General features: G+C 40.2%; 1 protein-coding gene. It reads right to left on the bottom strand.

Annotation, left to right across the window (positions count from 1 at the left end; genetic code table 11):
* Nucleotides 1–33: 33 nt before the first annotated feature.
* The coding region (locus ACTRWI_RS22805) for an integrase core domain-containing protein (RefSeq protein WP_499133954.1) at nt 34–333 on the bottom strand (300 nt) is incomplete at its 5' end.

Raw genomic sequence — 333 nt, 5'->3', positions numbered from 1 at the left:
TGTCTCGTCCTAAAATACGTTGACAGTTTGTTACTAAGCCAACAGCGCCAGCTGTTGGCTTTTTTCATGCACCTCATTTGGAGTTTTCATCATGAGACTGAGGTGCGGCCTCATATTGTTATAGATATTGATAGACTCTTTTACTAGTCGTTTAAGCTCCTCAAGATTCTTGCACCTATCAAGTAAGAACTCTTGTTTCAGGATCCCATTTATTCTTTCTGCTAAGGCATTTTGGTAGCAGTCATAACCATCTGTCATCGAAGGCATTATGCCGCTAATTTTCAATTTATCTTGATATACACCTGAGCAATACTGCAGACCACGATCCGAATG

Source organism: Pseudoalteromonas sp. G5_S1_14_S5 (assembly GCF_054968605.1).
Note: the sequence above shows the minus strand (reverse complement) of the source record. Positions and strands in the feature narration are given on the sequence as shown.